Raw genomic sequence first — 2,851 nt, forward strand, 5'->3', positions numbered from 1 at the left:
TCAGTCCTTTGCTCTACCAACTGAGCTATGGCACCATCGTTTTTGCGTGTGCAAATGTATGACAATTTTTTGAAACTACCTAATTATACAGAAACTTTTTTGTTGAAAAAGTCCATTTTTATGCCAACTGATGAAAAATTGAGAAAAGAATAAAATTTTTATCTTATGTTTTTTGTCTTTTAAAAGGAATACATTACATTTGCACTCGCAATTGTCAATCGGGGTGTAGCACAGTTGGCAGCGCGCCACGTTCGGGACGTGGAGGTCGGAAGTTCGAGTCTTCTCACCCCGACAGATTATAGCCTAATTATTTAATTACTAAATAATTAGGCTATATTCATTTTAATAAGCCGGCAGAGATACGGCAGAGAGATAAAATAGAATATTTAACGTTGCATTTTTTGCTGACTGCAAAAAATGTAAAAAAAATGTTGTCAAAAAAGAAAGCCCAAACTACACTAAAAGAAATCATTAATTATACCTATCCCAAGTTATATGTTGGGAAACGATGGTATATCGGTTTCTATGCATTCGATCCCGTTGCCGGCAAAATGCGCATCAAAACGATCAAAATTAATTTTATCGAAAAAGCTGCAGATAGAAGGAGATATGCTAACGAACTGTGTAAACGAATCTCTCGTAAACTTGATGAAGGATGGAATCCTTGGATAGAAGCCGAAAATAGTCGGGCTTATCATACATTCATAGAGGTATGCGAACGGTACAAACACTTTATTGAAAAAATGTTTTCCGATGGCAATTATCGAGAAGAGACATTTGTCGGTTATGCATCTTACCTCCGGAATATGATTAAATGGAATCAAAGCCGGGAAGTTCCGATTACTTACATATACCAGTTTGATAAGATGTTCATATCAGAGTTTTTGGATTATATTTATATCGACAGGGAAAATACTGCACAAACTCGAGATAATTATTTGACTTTTTTGCGTGTATTTTCTTCTTATTTGGTTCAGAACTCCTACTTAAAGGAACGTCCGACAGAAGGAATTCCCGTGCTGGGAAAACGGTTACATAAAAAACAGCGAACAATAATCCCAGATGGTGATATGGTCCGCCTACATGACTATTTGATCAAAAAGAACAAACATTTTCTGTTGGCATGTTATATCTTACATTATTGTTTTGTACGGCCAAAAGAAATGAGTAAAATTCAAATATCAAATTTTTCAATTAAAAAACAAACAATATTTATTCCCGACTCCATATCGAAAAATAAGAAAAACGCATGTGTCACACTTCCTAAAAAGGTAATTCTCCTAATGTTAGACTTGGGTATTTTCAATAATCCGGGTGATTACTATTTATTCTCAGACAATTTTCAGCCCGGTAAAAAATATAAAAGTGAGAAATCATTTCGAGATTTCTGGACACGTTATATTCGGAAAGATCTGAAATTCCCTCCCAAATATAAATTTTATAGTCTGAAAGATACCGGAATTACATCAATGTTGAAAAAGTATGATACAATAACTGTGCGCGATCAGGCTCGACATGCAGATATACTCATGACCGATACATATACACCTCATGACATACAAGAAGCTAATGAACTTATAGTTAATCATGATGGTATTTTTTAAATAAACTCGAATATATCTCTGTTATGAATGGCTGTAACAGAGATATATTCCGTTTTATAAATTACTTAAAATCCATATAATAAATAATTGAACAATTTGTCCGGCAATACCGCCTATCAGTGTTGCCCATAAATCGAGCCGGTCGAATTTCCCGCTCCATGCCTTGTCTCCATATTCCTTACCGATCGCCAAGCCTATGGAAAACAGTAACGTGCCTATCAACGCCCCGAGAAATCCATATAAGATATGACGAGGACGGTTACTTTCTCTCAACCATTTCATAAAGTTTACTTTATTCATCTATTCCTTTACCTCCTTAACCAAAGTCTGTAACATATCTAAATCCGCATCATAACCGTTTGGAGCATCCAAAATTCCGACATAAAGTTTTCCGTTTTGGATGTAGTATTTGTCTTTCCGTATAATCATCATACGCTCGTATGGTATCGGATCATCCTTTGTACCGTCATGTTCGCTTACAAGACCGTAATTGGCAGGGACAATGTCTGGGGTTTGATGTTCCAATACAACAGGTATTGGCTGTAAAATTTCATAAAGTTTATCTTTATGATTAACAGTAAATCCAACTTCATTAAGACTTTTACCGATAAAATCTTCCCAGTTAGGATAAAACTCTTTGACATCATTTTTCTCTTTATTAGAAAGTTTCATCTTATTAATATCAGCAGTGGTTCGAGCTGTAAGTATCTGCATCGCTCTCACTTTGGCAAAGTCCTCGTTTGGCTGTTCATAGTCCTCACCGTGCATCCATTCCTCACTATTCATAAGTTCAGAAAATTCTCGGCTGTTGTGTTCATATCTCGGAAGCACATTGAACTCGTCTATATATCTCACACATTCATCGTGTAAGACTACTTGTGTTCTATCGACACTTTGACGCATCGTGGGTATTATTTCTATACCATGTGCTTTTGCTTGGTTAATCGTACAAATTACAAATCTCATTTTTTATTCCTCCTCATATTTATTTCCTGTTTTTAATTCATATTCTGCTATCATTCTTTCTTTTACTTTAGCTATCTCTTCATCGGTAAGATCTCGATTGTAGATTTCAATAGCGTAGAGAGCAATATTTGATAATTCAGCTTTACCATTGAGTTGTTGTAAAAAGGTATATCCTGCGAATAAATTTAATCTTGATGAATCTGTCTCTTTGCCTATTTCCAGATCTTTCCCGTTATATTTTTTACTACTCATATACGTAAATACATCTTGCATTAATAAGG

4 protein-coding genes and 1 tRNA gene are annotated in these 2,851 nt (G+C 35.1%); 2 read left to right on the forward strand and 3 right to left on the reverse strand.

What is annotated here, in order from left to right; all coding sequences use genetic code 11:
• Window positions 1-219 precede the first annotated feature (219 nt).
• Window positions 220-292 (forward strand) — tRNA-Pro (locus tag AC1WHX_RS11655).
• A gap of 136 nt (window positions 293-428) precedes the next feature.
• Entirely contained in the window at window positions 429-1,604 is a 1,176-nt protein-coding gene (locus tag AC1WHX_RS11660) for a tyrosine-type recombinase/integrase (RefSeq protein WP_122304527.1), read from the forward strand.
• Between the two features lie 54 nt (window positions 1,605-1,658).
• Here AC1WHX_RS11660 and AC1WHX_RS11665 read toward each other — a convergent pair whose 3' ends face one another.
• The 3 genes from AC1WHX_RS11665 to AC1WHX_RS11675 all read right to left on the reverse strand — a co-directional run.
• Window positions 1,659-1,886 (reverse strand): hypothetical protein, encoded by a 228-nt coding sequence (locus tag AC1WHX_RS11665; RefSeq protein ID WP_481229423.1) that lies wholly within the window; start codon window positions 1,884-1,886, stop codon window positions 1,659-1,661.
• Window positions 1,887-1,904: 18 nt separating this feature from the next.
• On the reverse strand, window positions 1,905-2,570 hold the full coding sequence (locus AC1WHX_RS11670; RefSeq protein ID WP_481229424.1) for a hypothetical protein: 666 nt from the start codon (window positions 2,568-2,570) through the stop codon (window positions 1,905-1,907).
• Between the two features lie 3 nt (window positions 2,571-2,573).
• Window positions 2,574-2,851: hypothetical protein (locus AC1WHX_RS11675; RefSeq protein ID WP_481229426.1), on the reverse strand; the 278-nt coding region annotated here is incomplete at its 5' end.

The organism is Coprobacter sp. (assembly GCF_982436375.1).

Coding starts and splice junctions, on each gene's coding strand:
- AC1WHX_RS11660 (WP_122304527.1), top strand. CDS start 429: ATGTTGTCAAAAAAGAAAGCCCAAACTACACTAAAAGAAATCATTAAT.
- AC1WHX_RS11665 (WP_481229423.1), bottom strand. CDS start 1,886: ATGAAATGGTTGAGAGAAAGTAACCGTCCTCGTCATATCTTATATGGA.
- AC1WHX_RS11670 (WP_481229424.1), bottom strand. CDS start 2,570: ATGAGATTTGTAATTTGTACGATTAACCAAGCAAAAGCACATGGTATA.